General features: G+C 33.1%; 18 protein-coding genes. 8 read left to right on the top strand and 10 right to left on the bottom strand.

Annotation, left to right across the window (positions count from 1 at the left end):
• Window positions 1-18: 18 nt before the first annotated feature.
• The 3 genes from KMW28_RS18860 to trpC are packed head-to-tail and all read left to right on the top strand — an operon-like array spanning window position 19 to window position 2,385.
• The gene (locus KMW28_RS18860) at window positions 19-591 is read left to right on the top strand and encodes an anthranilate synthase component II (RefSeq protein ID WP_169666897.1); all 573 of its coding nucleotides are present in this window, start codon (window positions 19-21) and stop codon (window positions 589-591) included.
• A gap of 10 nt (window positions 592-601) precedes the next feature.
• A complete protein-coding gene (gene trpD, locus KMW28_RS18855) occupies window positions 602-1,588 on the top strand; it encodes an anthranilate phosphoribosyltransferase (protein WP_169666899.1) in 987 nt (328 codons plus the stop codon).
• Window positions 1,589-1,602: 14 nt separating this feature from the next.
• Window positions 1,603-2,385, top strand: a complete 783-nt coding sequence (trpC, locus tag KMW28_RS18850) for an indole-3-glycerol phosphate synthase TrpC (protein ID WP_169666901.1) — start codon at window positions 1,603-1,605, stop codon at window positions 2,383-2,385.
• Here trpC and KMW28_RS18845 read toward each other — a convergent pair.
• Window positions 2,369-2,788 carry a hypothetical protein gene (locus KMW28_RS18845; protein ID WP_066211938.1) on the bottom strand — a complete coding sequence of 140 codons (420 nt, stop codon included), beginning with the start codon at window positions 2,786-2,788 and terminating at the stop codon, window positions 2,369-2,371. The genes trpC and KMW28_RS18845 overlap by 17 nt on opposite strands.
• Window positions 2,789-2,824: 36 nt before the next feature.
• Complete coding sequence (locus KMW28_RS18840; protein ID WP_169666903.1) at window positions 2,825-3,499, bottom strand: hypothetical protein; 675 nt, start codon at window positions 3,497-3,499, stop codon at window positions 2,825-2,827.
• A gap of 37 nt (window positions 3,500-3,536) precedes the next feature.
• Here KMW28_RS18840 and KMW28_RS18835 point away from each other — a divergent pair, with 37 nt between their 5' ends.
• From KMW28_RS18835 to KMW28_RS18815, 5 genes are all read left to right on the top strand, one after another.
• Window positions 3,537-4,208, top strand: a complete 672-nt coding sequence (locus KMW28_RS18835) for a phosphoribosylanthranilate isomerase (RefSeq protein WP_169666905.1) — start codon at window positions 3,537-3,539, stop codon at window positions 4,206-4,208.
• A 6-nt stretch (window positions 4,209-4,214) separates the two neighbouring features.
• Complete coding sequence (gene trpB / locus KMW28_RS18830; protein WP_066211941.1) at window positions 4,215-5,399, top strand: tryptophan synthase subunit beta; 1,185 nt, start codon at window positions 4,215-4,217, stop codon at window positions 5,397-5,399.
• Window positions 5,400-5,567: 168 nt separating this feature from the next.
• On the top strand, window positions 5,568-6,434 hold the full coding sequence (locus tag KMW28_RS18825; RefSeq protein ID WP_169666907.1) for a hypothetical protein: 867 nt from the start codon (window positions 5,568-5,570) through the stop codon (window positions 6,432-6,434).
• A gap of 144 nt (window positions 6,435-6,578) precedes the next feature.
• Window positions 6,579-6,983 carry a nucleoside 2-deoxyribosyltransferase gene (locus KMW28_RS18820; protein ID WP_169666909.1) on the top strand — a complete coding sequence of 135 codons (405 nt, stop codon included), beginning with the start codon at window positions 6,579-6,581 and terminating at the stop codon, window positions 6,981-6,983.
• A gap of 453 nt (window positions 6,984-7,436) precedes the next feature.
• Window positions 7,437-9,692 carry a hypothetical protein gene (locus KMW28_RS18815; RefSeq protein WP_169666911.1) on the top strand — a complete coding sequence of 752 codons (2,256 nt, stop codon included), beginning with the start codon at window positions 7,437-7,439 and terminating at the stop codon, window positions 9,690-9,692.
• A gap of 9 nt (window positions 9,693-9,701) precedes the next feature.
• Here KMW28_RS18815 and KMW28_RS18810 read toward each other — a convergent pair whose 3' ends face one another.
• The 8 genes from KMW28_RS18810 to KMW28_RS18775 all read right to left on the bottom strand — a co-directional run bounded on the left by KMW28_RS18810 (window position 9,702) and on the right by KMW28_RS18775 (window position 20,554).
• On the bottom strand, window positions 9,702-10,253 hold the full coding sequence (locus KMW28_RS18810; protein ID WP_169666913.1) for a hypothetical protein: 552 nt from the start codon (window positions 10,251-10,253) through the stop codon (window positions 9,702-9,704).
• A gap of 282 nt (window positions 10,254-10,535) precedes the next feature.
• Window positions 10,536-11,717 carry a tetratricopeptide repeat protein gene (locus tag KMW28_RS18805; protein ID WP_169666915.1) on the bottom strand — a complete coding sequence of 394 codons (1,182 nt, stop codon included), beginning with the start codon at window positions 11,715-11,717 and terminating at the stop codon, window positions 10,536-10,538.
• A gap of 74 nt (window positions 11,718-11,791) precedes the next feature.
• Complete coding sequence (locus KMW28_RS18800) at window positions 11,792-12,337, bottom strand: hypothetical protein (protein ID WP_169666917.1); 546 nt, start codon at window positions 12,335-12,337, stop codon at window positions 11,792-11,794.
• A gap of 11 nt (window positions 12,338-12,348) precedes the next feature.
• Complete coding sequence (locus tag KMW28_RS18795; protein WP_169666918.1) at window positions 12,349-14,349, bottom strand: dynamin family protein; 2,001 nt, start codon at window positions 14,347-14,349, stop codon at window positions 12,349-12,351.
• 5 nt (window positions 14,350-14,354) lie between these two features.
• Window positions 14,355-16,130 (bottom strand): dynamin family protein, encoded by a 1,776-nt coding sequence (locus KMW28_RS18790; RefSeq protein WP_169666920.1) that lies wholly within the window; start codon window positions 16,128-16,130, stop codon window positions 14,355-14,357.
• Window positions 16,131-16,142: 12 nt separating this feature from the next.
• On the bottom strand, window positions 16,143-17,867 hold the full coding sequence (locus KMW28_RS18785; RefSeq protein ID WP_169666922.1) for a dynamin family protein: 1,725 nt from the start codon (window positions 17,865-17,867) through the stop codon (window positions 16,143-16,145).
• Between the two features lie 36 nt (window positions 17,868-17,903).
• Complete coding sequence (locus KMW28_RS18780; RefSeq protein WP_169666924.1) at window positions 17,904-18,122, bottom strand: DUF6140 family protein; 219 nt, start codon at window positions 18,120-18,122, stop codon at window positions 17,904-17,906.
• 191 nt (window positions 18,123-18,313) lie between these two features.
• Entirely contained in the window at window positions 18,314-20,554 is a 2,241-nt protein-coding gene (locus KMW28_RS18775) for a caspase family protein (RefSeq protein ID WP_169666926.1), read from the bottom strand.
• Window positions 20,555-20,767: the final 213 nt, after the last annotated feature.

Genomic DNA, 20,767 nt, shown 5'->3' with positions numbered 1-20,767 from the left:
TAGAGAAGAAAAGAAGAGATGAAGAATAAGATATTAGTGCTCGATAATTACGACTCGTTTGTGTACAACTTGGTGCATTATTTAAGAGAGTTAGGGCAAGAGGTAGATATATTTAGAAACGATAAAATTACTTTAGAGAAAGTCGGTAAATACGACAAAATCCTTCTTTCTCCTGGACCGGGTATTCCATCAGAAGCGGGCATTATGCCGCAGGTGATTAAAGAATATGCCTCGTCGAAAAGTATTTTAGGCGTTTGTTTAGGGCATCAGGCTATAGGAGAAGCTTTCGGAGCATCATTAGCAAATAATTATCCATTGCATGGTGTTCAAGACACGGCACAGGTAACGACTCCAGACGCTCGTTTGTTCCAAGGATTGCCTAACACATTTAAAATTGGACATTACCACTCTTGGGTGATTCAATCGGATAGCTTAGCAGGAACACCATTGCAAGTAACCGCTAGAGACGAAAAAGGCTATGTAATGGCCGTTCAACATAAAGAATTTGATGTTCAAGGCGTACAATTCCATCCAGAATCGGTATTGACAGAACACGGTATGGAAATGCTTAAAAACTGGGTACAGGGATAAATCAAGGATTATGAAAAAGATTTTAAACAGACTTTTCGAGTACGGTTCTTTGTCGGAAGTAGAGGCAAGAGAAACCTTAACTAAACTGGCACAGGGAGAGTTTAACCCTTCTCAGATTGCTGCATTTTTAACGGTGTATTCTATGCGAAGCATCACCGTGGAAGAACTTACTGGTTTTAGAGATGCCATGTTGGAATTGTGTCTAAGAATTGACTTAGACGATTTCGATGCCATGGATTTGTGTGGTACAGGTGGTGACGGTCAGGATACATTCAACATCTCGACTTTATCATCGTTTATTGTAGCAGGAGCCGGACAAAATGTGGCCAAACATGGTAACAATGGTGTTTCTTCTGTGTGTGGATCGTCTAACTTGATGGCCCATTTCGGATACGATTTCACCAACGATGTCGATACACTGAAAAGAAATTTAGAGGAGGCAGGGATTTGCTTTATTCACGCTCCATTGTTCCACCCAGCGATGAAAAATGTAGCGCCGATTCGTAGAGAATTGGGTGTGAAAACATTCTTCAATATGTTAGGACCAATGGTAAACCCTTCTTTCCCTAAGAAACAAATTGTAGGTGTATTCAGCTTAGAAATTGCTCGTTTGTATGGTTACTTATATCAGCAAACTGATAAGCAATTTGCCATCCTTCACTCGTTGGATATTTACGATGAGATCTCTCTAACTTCTCCATTTAAGATGATTACTAAAGATGCCGAGAAGTTACTGAAGCCAGAAGATTTAGGATTGAATTATCAGACGAAAGAATCTTTATTTGGTGGTGGATCAATTGCAGAGTCGGCAAAGATCTTCACTGATATTTTGGAGAATAAAGGAACGGAACCTCAGAAGCAAGCGGTATTAGCCAATGCAGGTGTAGCGATTGCCACAGGTAAAGGTCTTCCATTAATTGAAGGTGTTGCCCAAGCGAAAGAGTCCTTAGCATCGGGAGCAGCATTGAACTCATTCAAAAAATTAATAGCACAATAAAAGGTCGATATCAAATGACTATTTTAGATAAAATCGTTGCCCACAAAAAGATAGAGGTAGCAGCAAGAAAAGAAATTTTGACAGTGGCAGATTTACAATCAAGACCACTATTTGATAAAGAACCAGTATCAGCGAAAGCGTGGATTGGAAGTCCAACGAAATCGGGTATCATTGCTGAGTTCAAAAGACAATCTCCTTCAAAAGGACTAATTAACGGTACTGCCAAAGTATCTGATGTTGCCGAAGGGTATTTCAAAGCTGGAGCGTCAGCAATGTCTGTTTTAACGGATCAGGAATTTTTCGGAGGAACAGTAGATGATTTGTTAGCTGCTCGTTCAGTTTCTCCAGTGCCGATTATCCGTAAAGATTTCATCGTTGATGAATATCAGATTATTGAGGCAAAGTCGATTGGAGCAGATTTTATCCTTTTGATTGCTGCTTGTTTGACTCCAAAAGAGAGTAAGCAATATGCTGCAGTTGCTAGAAATTTGGGTATGCAAGTACTTCTTGAAGTGCACAACGAAGAAGAGTTAAATGCCCATGTTGATCCATGTATGGATTTGATCGGTGTAAATAACAGAAACTTGAAAACGTTTGAGGTAAGCATCGAAACGTCGAAGGCGTTGGCAGAGAAAATCCCTAACGAATTTGTGAAGGTATCTGAAAGTGGAATCAGTAATATCGAGAATATCAAAGAGCTGAAGACGTACGGTTATAAAGGCTTTTTGATAGGAGAGAATTTCATGAAAACGGAGAATCCAGCACAAGCGGCTATCGACTTTATTGGTCAACTTTAGTTTTCTTGAAGAAAGGCTGTTTCTTTTCAGAATGAAAGCGAAGTCGGTTCACCTGAGGGTAATAATCAAATGGTCTGTAGAAGGTATCTCTACTTCCCGCCATTCGGTAGCTACCCAATACTTTTAGGTTATCACTTTTGATATATACTTCGGCAGGACCATCTTCAGTTCCATAAACAACGACCAAACCAGAACGATGGTGAAGGTCTATGGAATCTGCAGTAATTTCAATTTCAGGACCAATAAAAACGGCGTTTCCTCTTAGACAGAGCATGTTTTTCTTCTGATCGATATATGCATTATCAGCAGTATAATCGAGAGAACGCTCTCTGTCGTAGAATTGTCGGTTGCATCCAGAAAGAAACAAAACAACGAAAAGAAGAAGGAAACTGATGTTTTTCATATATCAAAGATAGTAGTTGCCTCCTTCTTTTTGAAATTATTTTAAGGGGCGGAGAATATTTGTTTCACTGTTGTAAATACAGTCTTGTTTCAAAATTAGATATCCGTTTTTATCGATCTTTGATTTAATTTTTCCTTGGATCGAAATAATTTCAGGGTTTGTGATAATTGTTAGAATGTCTTTTGAAATGTAAATGGAAATATCTTTTGTGTAGAAGTTATACTGAATTTTATTTCCCTTTACCATAAATAATTCAAATTTGATTTTAGCATTTTCAGACAGTGTGATAATTTGTTCTTTCATTAAGAAATTAATAGAATCAGCTTCACATTGAGGGAAAAATTCTAGTTTCTTTTTACTGTTTTCCTTTAAGGTTAAAGAATCGATAATGATAGAATCTAATTCAACTACATAAAATGCCTTTTTAGAAGGTATTATTTGAAATTTTTCTTTCCGAGTATTTGGGTGATAGGTCACAAAAATATTATTGAAATAAGTGGAAGAGAAAAAGATAGTATCCATGTTTGAATTGAATCTTATTGTATCAGTTTCAAATAATCTTTTTGAAATATTTATAGAAGCATTTTTAACTAATGTAGTAATATTTCCTTCAGTAAAAGTTTTGATTGATTTAAATTCAGGTTGCTGAGAAAACACCATCAAAGGAGAAACAAATAATAAAGAAAGGAGAATTAGTTTTCTTATATACATAGTTTTGTGATAGATAGATTGAGTTAAACTTTAGTTCATGATCAAAGACAAACAAAATATCAAAACCGTCAGTTGGAAGGTTTGTGGAATGAGAGATCAAAAGAATATTTATGATGTCTTAACATTGGAGCCTGATTATATGGGCTTTATCATGTACCCACCTTCATCGAGGTTTATAGAAAGAGAAGACGTTTCTTTCTTGGAAGAAAAATGGTCGAACGATATTCAAACAAAAAGAGTAGGAGTGTTTGTGAATGAAGAGAAACAAACCATTCTTGATTTCGCTAAAAAATATCATTTTGATGTCATTCAACTGCATGGAAAAGAGACTCCCGAGTTGTGTCAGTCATTAAAAGAAAAAGGGTTTGAGGTATTTAAAGTTTTCGGAATTAAAGATGAGTTTAATTTTGAAGTACTAAAGCCTTATGAAGCATTTGTGGATTACTTCCTTTTCGATACGAAATCACCTAAACATGGTGGAACCGGAGAAACATTTGATTGGGGAGTTTTAGAACAATACAATTCAACAAAACCTTTTCTGTTGAGTGGTGGACTTTCGCTTGAAAATATTAAGAATATCAGAAAGTTAGATCACTTACCTTGCAAAGGAATTGATGTAAATAGTAAATTTGAGATATCACCGGCATTAAAAGATGTGGAGCAATTGACTTCCTTGTCAGAGTGGGTGAAATCCATCAACGATAAATAAAGAAATATGACTTATCAAGAACCAGATCAGTATGGCTATTACGGTCAATTTGGAGGAGCATATATTCCAGAAATGCTTTATCCGAACGTTAAAGAGCTGAAAGAAAATTATGAGGCAATGATTGCCGATCCAAAGTTTAAAGAAGAGTTTGATGGATTATTGAAAGACTATGTAGGTCGTCCAACACCTTTATACTTTGCGAAAAAATTATCTGAAAAATACGGAGCGAAAATTTATCTTAAGCGTGAAGATTTGAACCACACAGGTGCACATAAAGTGAACAACACTATTGGTCAGATTTTATTAGCGAAACGACTAAACAAAAAGAAAATTATTGCAGAGACAGGTGCTGGCCAACACGGTGTGGCTACAGCAACAGTTTGTGCTTTGATGAACTTGGAGTGTATCGTTTATATGGGAGAAATTGATATCGCCCGTCAGCGTCCAAACGTAGAGCGTATGCGTCTTTTAGGAGCTACAGTTGTTCCAGCAAAAAGTGGTTCTAAAACACTAAAAGATGCGACGAACGAAGCAATGCGTCACTGGATCAATAACCCAACAGATACACATTACATCATTGGATCTGTAGTAGGACCTCATCCTTATCCTGATATGGTGGCTAAATTCCAGTCGGTTATTTCTGAGGAAATGAAATGGCAATTAAAAGAGAAAGAAGGTAAGGAAAACCCAGATCATGTGATTGCATGTGTGGGTGGTGGCTCAAATGCTGCAGGTGCTTTCTATCATTATTTAGATGCTTTGGATGTGAATTTAGTAGCAGTAGAAGCGGCAGGGTTAGGTGTTGAGTCGGGTGAGTCGGCAGCGACAACAGCTTTAGGTACGCCAGGCGTTTTACACGGATCAAAAACTATTTTGATGCAGACGGAAGATGGTCAGGTGGTAGAACCTTACTCGATTTCTGCAGGTTTGGATTATCCTGGTATCGGACCAATCCACGCCCACTTATTTGATTCTGGAAGAGCACAATTCAAATATGTTACCGATGATGAGGCAATGACAGCCGGAGTGGAATTATCGAGATTAGAAGGTATTATTCCAGCGGTAGAGTCTGCTCACGCTTTTGCAGCATTAGGCAAAATGGACTTTAAACCGGACGATGTAGTGGTAGTCAATTTATCGGGTAGAGGCGATAAAGATTTAGAAACGTACATTAAGTGGGGAAATTATTAATCCATTTAATTCAAAAATATAGAAGTCATGGGAATCCGTTCTCATGACTTTTTTTGGCTCTTTTTCGGAACAATAGGAGAAAAATAAAGAAATACAACTTCGTTTTTTCAACGTAAATAGAGAATGTAAAACGCTAATTAAAACTTAAACTTATAATACATTCTAAAAATGAAGCTAAATACTATTATTTCTATTGTGATGATTTTCTTCTTTTCATCATCAATTTATGCTCAGCTAATTCCTGTAGAAATTGATTTATCGAAGAAAAACCCAACTTATCCATTCAAACCTTCGGATATGCCACATTTCACTAATAATACCGACGATATAGAGTTATCCTCTCCTGTTTCTGTACTTACAGAGGAAGGTGAATATGTCAGTGGACAGATAAAATTTGTTTCTGGTAGTATTGATAATATTATCACTCAAATTCATGTAAAAGATCAGGCAACTGGTCAAAAAGTGAAACTAAAGCTGGAAAATATTAAATCCGTTTTTATTGGGACTTCAAAAGATGTGAAGGTAAGTGATCTTGTCAATCAACATCAATCAATTAGTTATGTAGGCGATAAGGATTTGTCTAAAGTGATGATTTCTAAATCTCAGGTTTCTTATTTTGAGAAAATCAACATCACAAAAGGTAAAAAAGTAAAGCCTGTATTATTACAAGCCATCAATTATGATTCGAGTAATGAGGTGACGGTTTTTTATGATCCAAAAGGAAAAAATACCCAAGTGAAAGTCCATCTTCAAATTGAGGAAAAAGGGTATAAGTTTAAAGGAGCTGTAATGGAGTTTGTTCCTAATTCATACTATGTGAAGAACAACGCAAACAATGAGGTTGCCCAAATTTCTGAAAAAGAGTTTAAAAAATCGGGAGGAAATTATCCTGAAAATATATTCATGAATCAAGCAGTAGTGACAAGATTAAACGAAGGAAATGAAGCTTCGGTAATCAAGTACTCTAAAGACAATTGGGCATTCTTTTTAATGAATGCAATCAATTATAACCAGCACGTTCAAGTAGAACTTTAAGCTAGCATAATATTTTGATGTAAATTGTAACGCCACTATTAACGATAATTGTTGATAGTGGTTTCTTTGTTAAAAAAAGGTAGATCAATCTTGAATATCAAATTTTTATCTAGCTTTAGACTTTAGATTAAACTCAATTTTAAAATGAAAATATATTTCTCTGGTTCTATCCGCGGAGGACGTCAAGACGCTCAATTATATCAAGAAATCATTTCCCATTTAAAAAATTATGGTGAGGTGCTCACAGAACATATTGGACAAATGGATCTTCAAGAAGATGCAATTACTGATATCGAAATTCATAATCAAGATATGGCTTGGCTTATCGCCTCAGATGTGATTATTGCAGACGTGACTGTTCCATCTTTAGGAGTAGGCTATGAAATTGGCAGAGGTTTAGAAATGAAAAAGCCGATTTACTGTTTCCACAGGGGTGAAAAAACTTCTGCGATGATATCGGGTTGTAAGGAGATTAGTACGTATAAGTACGAGACTTTGGAAGAGGTGAAGGGGTTGATTGATGGGGTGTTTGAAAAATTTCAAGATTAATTGATTATGATAAATGAAGAGATTGAAATCGAATAATGGATAAATTACATAATATCAAAACGTAGCAAACAGAATAACTAAGACTTTTTTTTGGATTAAAGCTCAACTACTTACTATTCATAATATACCACTTTACTTACTCTTGTAGAGGTTCAACTAATAAATCGATTAAATAAAATCCTGTTGTAATTATAAAAAATGTCAAATATAATAAAACAATAAGAAACATTGTTACATTTGTATTCATATAACAGGCCAAGTATTGGTTACTTCATGAAAATTGTAATATCGGACCAACATCAATTGCCTTATAAGAGATAGAGCGAGAGTCTAAGCGCATCGTCAAATAGGACATATTTTTCGATTTCCCCTTTTCGTAGAATTGGGTCGAAGATGGGTTCGAATCCCACCTATCTCTTTTTATTCTTACCCTTATCTAATATCTACCAATTAATGAATAGAGATTTACAGAAAGTTGCCATTCGTAATAATGCTATTGTACTGTCTAATTCTAAACTTCCTTCTTCCGATTCCCCCTCCATAAAAGATGACACTTTATTTTTTTTAAAAACACTTCAGAATATTGGTTACACCTTTTCCAAAGCACTTTTTGATGCTTTAAATGAGGCACCTTCTGAGGAATTGGGAAGGGTCTATAGTGTATTCAAGAAGATTCATCGATTACATTCCAACTGGACGCCATTGATTCGGAAGTGGAATATTCCTGAGGAAATTAAAGATAGAAATAAAACATTATTATTAGTATGGCTTTCTAATCTATTAGGTGAGAAAAAAGGTACTCAATTAACGTGTGGTCATAGAATACCTGATGGTACTTTTAAGTTGGAAAAATACAATGGTTGCCCGATTTGTGGTACACCTTTTCAATTTGAGAAATTAATATTGGAACAGTCTGACGCGATAGGTTTTAGAAAACTAGAATTGTGGACAGAAGAGGATTTAGAAAAGCATTTTTTAGGTTTATTACAGTCCAAAAATCCTTTGGATGCAACACAAGTAGAAAGCCTGAAGACATTGCTATTCCATTTTGGTTTACCGAAAAAGCTCAAGTTTATTACTAAGGAGAATAAAGCTTTAGTGATCGACTATTTAATCACGAATGAAGAGCATGATAAGTTAAAGGAATTATTACAATCACCGAAGGATATTCTTAGGTATTTATGGTATAAAAAAACAGGTTACTTACAGATCATCAAACCCAAAACAATTATTGTTAGAAATTTTGAAAATACTCAGGTGTGGCATATTAGGACTACTATCAATAAAAAATTGGTTCAGGTTCAGAAAGAAAAAATCAAATTACATTTTTCTAGAAGTGAATGTAGAAAATATGCACAATGGATCAATGAATTACCGATGAGTATCGAGAAGCAATGTGAAGAGATGCACCCCAATAGAAATATGTGGGTAAGAGTGATTAGAGCATTGCGACTAACAGAATGGAGTAATCATAGAGATTTTGGTCAGTTAGCACAATTATTAGATGCGTTTTATAATAGTAATTATGAGGTGTGGAGAGGTCAATTGAACCATTTCTTAAAGTACAAAAAAAGGCCGGAGGCTTTTGAATTGCTAAAGGCGAATCCTGGCTATTTTTCAAGGTCTTTATTTTCTTTGATTTTTCGATTTGGAGTAGATGATACGCTCAAACATTTCGAGGAGATCTCTTCTAAGGTTCCTATGCGTTTGATCATGACGTTGAGTATGTATGCTGAATATTATTTCAGTCCCACTGGTGACCGTTTGGTGAAGCCGTTGGGAGGGAAGCATTTACATATTATGAAGAATAAAAATATTCATCAACTGACAAAAGTAGAGCGAGAGGAGATTGTTCAGAAAATAAAATCATTTACACTGGAAATCATCAAAAAGCATTTATCACAGCAGGAAGTGGGTACGGCTCGATCTATTTATATTGACCCTCAGTTGTATAATGTACCTATTTCCATTGGAGATAGAAGTCAAACGATTCAGGATAATAATTACATGCCTTCAGGCGTAAAGTTACCTTTGAAAGGAGATACCATTCGTTTGTTTATGCAATGGGGAGAAGGGTTGCCGGCTCAACATTTGGATATGGATTTAAGTTGTGCTGTAGTCTACTCTAATAAGCAAGAATACTGCAACTATGGAAACATGGTGATTGATGGGTGTAAACATAGCGGTGATATAATTTATATTCCAGACCAAATTGGAACGGCAGAATATATAGAAATAGATATTCCAACTCTTCAGCAATTAAAAGCGAAATACGTTTATTTTACTTGTAACAGTTATTCCTCTGGTAATCTATCTCCCAACTTAATGGTAGGTTGGATGGATGCCAAACACCCAATGAAAGTAACTAAAAGTGGAGTGGCCTATCACCCTGCACATGTACAACAACAAGTAAAGATCAATGATAACAACCTTACAAAAGGATTGCTCTTTGGGGTATTGGATGTCGAAAAGAAAGAAGTTTTATGGCTGGAGTTAGAATTCGGTGGACAAGTGGTACATAATATGTCTCTATATGCTGTAAAAGCTTTAATCAAAAGACTAGATTCCAAAATAAAAATAGGAGAACTCCTAGAGTTAAAAGCCGAAGTACATCAACAAGAAATTGCTAATGAAAAAGAAAATGCTGACCAGATATATGATCAGCACTGGGCTTTAAATCTTGCTGAAGTAAATCAACTTTGGAATTAGTATTTCTTTCTATCTCTTAAGGAGGCGTTCTACTTTCAAATCATGAGTCTTTGATTGTAAATCAATAGGAGACACATAAGGGAACACCCAATTGAGAGATAACAGTGTTATCATTAAAATTATATCCTTTAATACAGAACCCACAAATAAATTTAGGGTAAAAAACTCTTTAAAAAAGAGAAGAGGAATTAGGTATAAAAAAGGGTAAATCCACCAAAATTCATAGATATAATAAAGTACTTTCCTTGTCCGTGATTCGTAATAAGGGTCTAAATCGTAGAAAACTCCACTCCCCTCAATTTTCACTTTCTTAAGTACATCTTTCCACTGCTGATCAGCCGAAAATGTCAATTCAGATTCTTTGTTTTGTATCCGTTGAATCACCGGTACTGAAGTTGAAAATATTCTAGCAAGTTGTTCTACATCACCATCATTACAATCTAATAATTGCTCTACTATTTCATGCCCTTTTAAAAGTTCAACTTCAGAATTAATTTTTTGAATGTCTGAGGTGTTGAGGCAGGAGGTGAGGAGTAGTGGGAGGAGGATAAGGAGTTTCATTTGAAAGTAGTATTATTCTGAGAAAAGAGCTTTCAAAAAGTTTTTAAAGAATAATTTAGGATCGCTAAATAATAAGGATATCATCTCTTTTATACTTTTTATTATCTGTTTGACAACAGAATACATCACTACAACCAGAATAGCTGAACATACTAAGGTGATGATAGGGTAATTGAATAATGAAAAGACTGATATAAATAAATTTCATTGTAATTAGGTTGTAGGTTAAATCACTAAGACTACTTAATGTAGTAAGCTATAATAAAGGTTAGAAGTAAGGAATTAATTACATTTTTGAAGATGTTCAATTGCATATTCATGTTCAGGATCAATATCTAATGACCTGGAGAAATATCTTTTTGCTCTAACTTGTTGTTCAATGTTAAGGTAATATGTTCCTAATATATTTAGAGAAGTAATTAGATTAGGATTTATTTCTAAGGCTTCTTCTGCAGCTTCTTTTGCTATCTCCATATTATCAAGTATTAAATAGCATAATGCCATTTTATCATAAGCATCGCTATAATCAACATCTATATCTACTGCTTTTTTATAATTATCTAGTGCTTCCTCTTCCTTTTCTAATTCCATATATATATATCCTATTATTTTATAAGCAAAATCATATTTAGGATCTAATGTTATGGCTTTTTCTAGATCTACGATGGCTTTATCATAATCTCCTAAAAAAGAGTAGATACTACCTCTGTTACCGAAATAGCTTGCAGGAACATCATTTTCACAAAGGTCTATTGCCTTTGAAATAGATTGAATGGCTTCTAAATCCTCATCTAAAGTATTTTGAATTAAACCTAATTCATAATAAAAATTTTGAACAGAATCCTTTACTTGAATAGCTCTTTCTATATCACATTTAGCCTTATTTAATTGTTCATTTGCTTTATAGCTAACTCCTCTATAATAATAAAACCAAGCAAATTCTCCCTTATCAAGAATGATTGCTTTAGTAAAATCTTTAATAGCTTTATTAAATTCTGATTTAGCATAATGAACTTTACCTCGCAATGAGTATCCCCATGCATTTTGAGAGTTTAATGAAATTGCTATGTCAGCTAAATCTATAGCTTCATCAAACTTATCAAGGTGTTCGTATAAAATACTACCTTTTTCAATTAATGACTTTACATTATTTGGGTTGATATCTAGAGATAAATTGAAGTGGTCTATTGCTTTTCGATATTCATTTTGGGATGAATAACACAATCCTAAATAATGATAACACTTTGACGTTGGATCATTTTTAGATATTTTCTCTAAAATGTGAATAGCATCATCAATTTTATCATCATAGTATAAATCAATTGCATCTTCTAAAGTACCGCAAAACATTTCTGTTGAATTATTTATTTGAGTGTTTTCTTTAGCAGTTGAAGATGTATTATGTGTATATGTTTTATTTCTCGCTTGGTTTAATCGATCAGATATACTTTTTAATGTTCTCATTTTATGTGGTTAAATATAAAACCTTATAGAAGAAATTCTAACAAGATCTTCTATAAGGTCTTGTGATTCTAAAATTATCCAACTAATCTATTGATACTTTTCTCCAAATTGTTTTCAATTTGTTCAAATACTTCTTGATTCATACTAGCTAAATTGTAAGTGTCATTACTTTCTTGTAATCCTTCTTTTTTACCAATGACTTTGTTGTAATCAATTAAAAATGAAAGTGCTTTTAGTTTATTAATATTTTTATTAGCCACTTTATTAGCCTTCTGATGTAGAAAGGTAAGTGCTTGGTTTATTTCATCCTCCGTAAAACCAAAATCATATACTGTTTTTGATTCAATTGTATTGGTATAATTAATATCTAACTCCTGATTGTTAAAAGCTATAACCAATTTATTACTTACGAAGTATTTTTTTGAATCTAGCTTCACTTCTTCTAAGTAAGTATTTAATTTATTAGTGATAGATTCTACACTAATATTTTGGACATCCTTTTTAAAATTAGACTTTCTATTATTGTTATTTTTTTGCTTAATCGTGTTATATATATAGTAACTGGAAATACCAACGATCATCACGAAAGAAACGCTCCCGAAAATGATTAAATTATTCATATTCTTCATATTTATATTTGATTAGAAATTTGTTTTTTTATTTCTTGAAAAGAGTTTAATTCTTGTAATTTATGAGTTAACTCTTCTTTATGTTGATTAACTAATATTTTCTGATTAGTATCTTGGTTAAGGATATTATTAACTTGTTCTTGAGATTTTTTTAATTCATTATCTAGATTACGATCCATTTGTTCAAAATATTTATTGATACGTTGTTCTATACTATCATAGACTTTTGTGGAAATCTTATTTGTACAAGCTTCTACAGAACGGGCAATTTCAGTTTTAATTTTTGCCATCGTTTGTGTTTCATTTATAGCTCCATACCATTCTCTCGTTCTAGCTGTACTTTTAAGTGTTGAGGAATCTAGTTTTTCTAAATTTAAACCATCCAAAACCTGTTTTAAAGGTACTACAGGAGGCATAAAAACAGATAAACGATTACTTAAATCATTCCCTTCGAGCATTTGTCGTATTTTGGAACTAATTTCTTGCTGAAGATTATCGACTTTATTATTAATATTAAGTTGTTGAATATTATTATTAAGGGTATAGATAGATGCCTCAATTACGGACTTTACATGGAAACCAGTTAAAGTAATTTTTTCTTTGACTGAGCTAAGACTATTGATTTCGTTATAAGATTTCTCTATAATTTTTTGCTTAAAAGTATTTGTTAACTCCGATAAATCATTTTCAAAGGTACCAAGTAAGTCAAATTTTTTATCTCCAAATTCGTTACTAATATTCTCATTTTCTATAATAAGAGTCTTAATTTCATCTAATTTCGCTATTAATTCTTCATCCGTTTTCCCTAAATCATTAATAACAGATTGTAGCTCATCACATTTACCTTGTAGGGCAAGCTCTTTTGTCTTTAGAATTTGTTTTGCCTCATTTTGACCTTTATTGATGATAAATTTTCCTTTATCACTCATAATATGCTCTTGAATAGCAGAAACAAATTTTGGAAAATAACCTGCTTCATCAATAAATTCTTCTAAGTCTTCTTCTTCCATTCTTTCTTTATGATAGTATTCATCATCAGAAAGTTCAATACCTTGTTCTTCTTTATATTTTAAAATTGCTGCTAACGTAGATACAGCATATACTTTACGGTCATCTGAAATTAATTTTCTTTTTGCTAACTCTGGATCTGTTTTTAGAGAATTTTCTACATAAGCAAGTGCAGAATCATAATCTTCACTTGTATCAGCCTTTGTAAGTACAAATAGTAACTTTTCTGAAGGAACACTTTGTAAGTGTTGATCGATAAAATCATAATCAGGTCTACTTAAAGGTTGCCCTGTATAGAACAAGTAGATTACTGCACTTGAACGACAAATCCAATCTTCTGTTACTTTAGACCTTAAAACATTTCGGTCATTAAGACCCGGAGTATCTACAAATACGACGCCTTTTGCAATCTCATTATTCACTTGTATATCAACAGAATGTACAAAAGGAGTATAATATCCTCCTTTTGTAACGTAATTCTTTAATTGATCTAATGGGATGTTTTTTTGTTTTTTTGATACTTTATGAATGAGTTCCTCAGGATGTATGCCTTCCATAGCTGCTTCATCAACATCTTCAACTAAGAATTTTTCATAAAAAGAGATTTCTTCTTTTGTATCCTCATCAATATATTTTAATTCTTTGAGTTGATTCCATTCCTCTTCAGAATAATATGTAACTGTTGCTTGATCTTTTTCTCCATATCGAATAGTACTTAACTTTGCAGTCCATGGAGTATCATCAGCTGGTAATACATCCTTATCTTTAAACAATAAATAATTTAAAAAAGTAGATTTACCTGCATTAATTTGTCCACAAACACTAATCGTAAATTCTGCTTTATCAAGGTCGTCGCTTAACTGTTGTACAGATTCTTTAGTATATTCTTTTCCTTGTGCTTCACAAGGAGCAATATTTTGATCTATAATTTGACGAAAAACCTTTTGAAGATTTTCTTTATCTTTTTGGAAGCCTGCTAATAATGATTCTGACATTGTTATTATAGGTTATTAATTAGTTCTTGAATTTCTTTTAACTCGCTGATGTAATGTTGGTAATCATTACTTCTTTTCTGACAAATGTCAAAGAAATCATCACTAACAATTACTGCTACATAATCTCTTAATTGTTCGTCGGGAATTGCAAGGTCTAAATTATAAGTCCACCATTCTTTAGCATCATTAGCATTAGAAGTTTCATAATCTTCAAAACAGTTAATTACAGCTTTTGTACCATCAATTGTTGATTCAACAAGACCTTCAATAATGGTAGAAAGCATATTATATGAATCTCCAAATAAAGTGGAAATTTCTTTAGGATCTCCCAGTTGAAGATTATTTAGTGTATTACCATAATTATTTAATATTGTATTTAGGAAGCTATTAAAACGATTCTCAGTACGTTGTTTGAGATCGTCGTAATATGCTTTGTCATGATCATCAGTTCTTGTTTCAATCATTGTTGAGCTTGAAAAAATGCCTGAATCTACTCGTATTTGAAATATTTTATCAAATAGTTTATTAAAAAAGTCTTTTTGCCATGAATCAAACTCGTTACCTAAAAATTCTTTTAAGTTATTATCTGTATCTTCAAATGTTTTTCTTAACTTCTTATCTTCAATAATAAACTGCTTATGTAAAGCATTTACTTCTCTAGAAAGGTCATCAATAACCTCATACTTGAAATCATTTAATTCTGTGTAATGTTCACCCACGTTCTCTAAAAGAATACTTTGTACTTCTTGTTTAAGATCTGTAAGTCTATTTTGAAAAGCATCTTCAAATTCTTTAAATTTATTTTCTTTTACACGAATTTTCTTTTCATTATACAGAGTATCACCATTCTTTTGAACAGTTATTTCCTTTGCAGAAATATCTATTTGTAAATCATCTTTTGAGGCGGTATTTTCTAATAAAATTTCAATAAGAGCTTCTAATTGGACATCTCGTTCAACTTCACCTGTAATAGCATCTAATGTTTTTTTAGCAGAATAGAAGAATACAGAATCAAATGCATATGTTTTTTCAACCTCAGCTTTAATTTTTTCTCGAACACTAGGAGGTTTAGAATCAATTTTATTAATAATTCCAATGATTTTTTTATCACGGTATTGATTTAATAAATCAGCCTCTTCTTTATCTCCTACTTTATTAGCATCAAATAGCCACACTAAAGCATCAAGTTCATCAATCCAACCTTTTGTTACTTCATCATCAGCTTTACTTTCTGAAGAGAAACCTGGAGTGTCAATGATATTAATGGTACTGAGAAATGGAGCAGGATAAGTAATTAAAAAGTGGGAAAGATCACTATCACCTGCTTTTGCCACATTATTATCAGCATGATTACTTGCATTTTGATAGACCTCAGGAGATATTATAATTTCTTCTCCACTCTTTAATACTTTTTTATAGGTTAACTTTTCCCCATATTTGAGGTATGTTACTTGTGCTGTTGCAGGCTGTAATTTAACGCCAAGTAATTCTTCCCCAATAAGAGCATTAATAAAAGACGATTTACCAGTAGAAAAACCACCAACAATGCCTAGTTTTAAAGGTTCATTCCCTTTTTTAATTTCTGACTCAAGGCTAGTTAGTTCTTTTTCAAGATCTCTTATATTATTATTTTTTTCTACTAATTCACCTTTCCTTTCTTCTGGATTAGGAAGAATACTGTTAATGAAGTAGTAAGAGTTTGTGTGTAGAGGATATAATATATAGCGACTATAACTTTCTAATATATTTTGAAACTTATCTATATTTATTTTTTTACTCATGATGTCTATTGTTTATAGTGATAAAACTTGAAGTTGTTGAATATCGTTTTTAATCGCTTGTTTACTTGCATCAATTTGATCAAAAGAGTTATTTCTTTGACCTCGAATAGCTTTTAAAGCCTCTTGCTTTTCATTAATTGGTTGTAAATACTCACTATCCAATACTTTTGAGAGTGACTTCTCAACATAGTTAAAAGCAATGTTAACTTGTTCTGATGCTTTATTTTGTAGAGAAAAATTAATCTTATCAGACATCGTTTTTTCTAGGAGAAAATCTTTTCCACGTCCAATTATATTTAATTGATTAATAAATGATCCTGCCATTGATTTAAAACTACTTCCTTTTGCAGTATTGGTGTTCGTGGATTTAGTAGTAGAAGTAGATTTACTCGTTTCTGCAGTGTCATTTAAAAGTTTACCAATTCCCATTTCTAATAAATTTCCTGCAACTCCTGTACCTCCACCTATATAAGCTGTTAATGCCATATTAGCAATACCAGAAATACTATTTGCAGTCTCAAAAGTACCTCTAAATTCTTGTTCAATACTCTGCAATACACTATTCTTGATTTGTTCATCAAGTGTAGGGTTTTCCACTTTTTCTAATGAATCTAGCCCTAATTCAATTTGTCTTTGAATACCGTCCACCATTTTGACAATACTTTCAGAAATATCACCATTTTGAGTCATTAGGCTGAGTATTTCAGGTGTAATATTAGCAGCTATACGTCTAGCGTTTAGAGTAATATCATTTTTTGTATTTTGCAATTCCTGTTTTAGACTTTTTTCCGCTCTTTGTAACTTTTCAAGTTCTGCTGATATTGTCTTAATTTCTTGATCATACTCTTCGGAATTATATGACAATCCATCTTTGATAGTTTCAAGTTGTACTAACAGATCTTTATTACATTGCTTTAAAAATTCATTTTCTTTTTTCCTTTGTACTTCTAATTTATATTGTGGAATTTCATTAGAAATAACATTTGCAATTTCAGCGACACCAGATCTTTGATAAAGTTCGGTGTTATTATTTGTATTCCCTTCAATTGCTTTTTTAGAAGATACTTTGAAAATTTTAGGATTGGCAATAATTGGAGATAAAGCAGTTTTAAACTCATTTTCAAGTTTTTCTACTTGTGCTTCAGATTTTGTATCTACATGTGTTAGCACAAAATAGATTTTAGATTTAATATCATCAGGATATTGATTGATAAATTGCTCTAACCCTTTTGAAATACTGCCCATATTTACATTCACAACCACAAAAGCAACATCAACTGTTGGTAAATACCCATAAGTAACATCTGAATGTGTATCATTAATAGAGGCAACACCAGGAGTGTCAATGAGTACTGTTTTTTCATCTAATAACTCTGTATTTTTTATTTCAATTTCAATACGATTGTTATTTGAATCTTTTTGAACTTCCTCTGCTAGATTTGAAACAGAAATTTCTCTTCGATTTTCAGAACCATCTATATCTGTTGCTACTACTTCAAACTTATTTTTATCTCCGGATTTAATTTCGGTAATAACAGCTGTTGTAGGTTTGTCAAACATTGGTAAAAACTTCTTTTTAAGTAAAGCGTTGATTAAAGAGGTTTTACCTGATGAAAATTCACCTAAAAAAGCAACATTTACATTCTCTTCTGTTGCTTTAAATTTATTTATTTTTTCAGTAATATTCTTTAATTCGTATTTATCTGAAATTGATAAAATAGTATCTTTTGTATTCATAATAAATGATGTTAATCTTTTAAAGGTTATTGAAAACTATCCTAATCTAACCTCCACATACGCCGAGCTCACCAACCCCGCTTTTTTAATATCAATTCCATACATACGCATAAATGCGTCGATGACAGGTTTTCCTCCATTTACAGTAAGTGGATTGGAAGTGGTTTGAGAGACCACTTGAACAGACATTCCTTTTTCGTATCTCACTCCATTAGTAGTACCGGAGTGTTTTAATGTAGCTGTGAAAACAGGCATAGTATTCGATTATTTAATGTTATAGATAGTTGTTTAACTGCAAACTAAATAAAAAAGTTACAATGTTACTAATTAATAAAACATAAGTAACCAACCATAAAATTGTTACATATAAAAAAGCCATCAAGCAATCTAAAAATCACTTAATGGCTTCTCTTATTAGTTATTACCTATTACTTATTCCCTAAAATTTACTGTGCCTCACAAGACTCAAATACCTTCGAGCTGATACTCCACACCGTCTCCACACGTCTAGGTTTCATACTCAAACCTCTTGTGTTGGTGTTGATACTACCAAGAAGATCAGTAAGTGCATTAGGTGCTTCTCCTCTTGATTGACTTCTCACACCGTCAACATTAAATAGCATTTCAGCATTTGGAATGGCTTCTTCGGAAGCGAGTAAGAACATTTTATCTACTCCCGTTCCGGATACCGTAAAATCGATATAGTTTCCTTCTAAGTTAACAGGAACTACATCTTTAGCATATCCTTCTAAGATATTATCTGATTTATTGTCCGAGAATTGATAAGGGAGAACCAACTGCATTCCTCCAGCATTATCGATGATGAAGACATACAGGAACATGTTTTGTTTTTTCCAGGCAGGGAAAAGTGTTTGATCCTTTTTAAAAGCCAAACGCATATTTTGTCCTTCATACACTTTGCCCTCATTAATTACTTCGTTGTTGTCTAAATTGATCAAGCAGAGTTCGTAAGGGAATGTCATCTTTACTGGCGATCTTAACGTCATCCACTTTTTAGCGGCACCGATTTTTTGTGCTTGGCTTTCTAGGTTAAATATAAAGTTGGATGATGTTGAAATTTGAGGATCGGCATATAGTGGCAGCGTTCTTAACTCATTATTCTGAGAAACATCAGCAGAGAGTAAGACCCAGGAGTAAGCCAATTTTCCTTGATGTGAAATCCCGGCTAAACTATACAAAGCTTCATTCTCATTGTTTGTTACCTGAGTGGCCGTCTCCTTTAATGTTGCATTTAATTTATTACTTTTCTCTTTTGATAATGGAAGAATAACAGATAATGTACTTGTTTTTGTTCCTCCTAATTCTTTTAGCATTAACTCAATGCTCTTTTTATCAAGTGATTTGTTCGATCTTTGGTTGCCATCATGAGAAGTCATGACCCATAACTTTTCACTTTCTTGGTAGGCCACAGTAAACTGATGACTATCCCATGGTTTTACCATATTAAAATCACTAGAAAGAGAAGCAATTGTAGTGGAAAAACCTTTTAATTGATCATCCGATAAAGAGCTAACTGGAATATATACCTTTAGGTTGGCCGTTCCTTTATGAATGAGTGTTTTAATTTCAAATGCGTCACCCTCTTTAATATCAGATAGTTGGCCTTTGGCTACTTTGCCATAAGAGTTGGTCATACCATCGAGTAAAGTGATTTCAATTTCATTTCCTTTGTCATCACTTAAAATACTACCTTTGGTTAACTGTAAGGCAGCTCCTCCCAATATTTTTAATTCACCGTTTGCTGCATTTATCTTCTCCACAAAGAATAATGGAGAATCAGAAGAAGATACTACCTCTCCAAAAAGAGAGCTCGACATACGTTCTTTATCACCTTCAAAAGTAGGCGTCTGTGTTTTACCACTGAACCTTAAAAGCGAACGGATTCTTTTTTCTAAAGTAGCCGCATCTTCCTGAGCAGGTGAAGCATTGATCGCCTTTAGAAAAGCATCTGTAAAAGCCCCTTGTGGAAGACCTTCTTGATTAACCGTCTCAGAAGCTAATTCGTTATTTTGTGCAGCCGAGATCACTAAAGCACCCTGTGTTGAAGGAGGAATCGTTTTCTCCACAGTCGTTTTGATGTCGGGGAAAGTATAATTCAAACTTCTTGTTACAGGTTCAGGAGATGTTCCAGAACTTGCACCTCTAGTAACAGATCCACTATGGCAGCTATCAAAAATGGTGGTTAATTTTCCTTTCTTTTTAGTGATACCCAAGAAGTATTTATTAAGTTCTATATCTAAAATATAATTTTGATCACCTTTATAAGCATCCGAAGGAACAATACATTCTTGCATCTTATCGGCCTCAAAGTGCATGGAGTTTTCTACCTGTGAGCCATGTCCTGCATAATAAACGAATACAATATCACCGTTCTTGGTCTGATCCACTAGCCATTGAAAAGATGATTTTAATTCCTGCATTGTGGTCTTATCAGGCGAATCTAGCAAACGAATCTCATCAAATTGATATTTACACTTTAGTACATTTGCCATCGCATTTGCATCACGCACTGCACCATTTAAATTCTTCCATGTAATTTTTTGATTGACCTGTTCCTTAGGAACGTAAGTATCTATTCCGATCACTAAAGCAATCTTTTTTGCCTCGGTTTGGAATGATAAAAAGGATAATAGAGTTATAAATATTAGGGTTGATATGTTTTTCATAGTCATTAGAGGAATATCACAATTTATGTTGAAATTGTATCAAACCACTAAAATAAAAAAAAATATAACAAGAATGTGGGTGATTTTATTGTAAAATGATTATTAAACTACATGTTTTATTGAAATTTTTTAGAAAATACATATCTTTGCTTGAGATATTTTCAATAAACACCCGGACATACTTATTGAAAATCAAAAATTGTAGGAGTGCGA

This window comes from Flammeovirga yaeyamensis (genome assembly GCF_018736045.1).
In the GTDB taxonomy this organism is placed as follows: Bacteria; Bacteroidota; Bacteroidia; order Cytophagales; family Flammeovirgaceae; genus Flammeovirga; species Flammeovirga yaeyamensis.
This window is presented reverse-complemented; position numbering and strand designations above follow the sequence as displayed.